Here is a 239-nt window from a genome sequence, read left to right as displayed (position 1 = left end):
CGTATCTGATGTGGGTATTTCTTATGTAAGAAGCGATACATACCGCCAAAATGAGTTTGTTGTCCTTGTTCATCAAATTTATATAGTGAACGTTTCAAAGTAGTTTCTCGTTTTTGCTGCATTACGATATCAATAAATAGCTTTTTAGCAGCAATAGATAAATCGAAGAACTCTTTTGTAAATACAATTGGACTGATAAATGTGTAAGGATTCGCTTTATTCGTTTCCTTGTTCATAAA

The 239-nt window shown here is 32.2% G+C and carries 1 pseudogene; it reads right to left on the bottom strand.

Features of this window, described 5'->3' with window-relative positions:
• Positions 1-239 (bottom strand): annotated as a pseudogene (locus JDS96_RS31495) (hypothetical protein); the annotation flags it as partial.

Source organism: Bacillus cereus group sp. N21, assembly GCF_016483395.1.
Taxonomy (GTDB): domain Bacteria; phylum Bacillota; class Bacilli; order Bacillales; family Bacillaceae_G; genus Bacillus_A; species Bacillus_A pseudomycoides.
The sequence above is the reverse complement of the archived record's forward strand: the minus strand, read 5'-3'. Positions and strand labels throughout refer to the sequence as shown.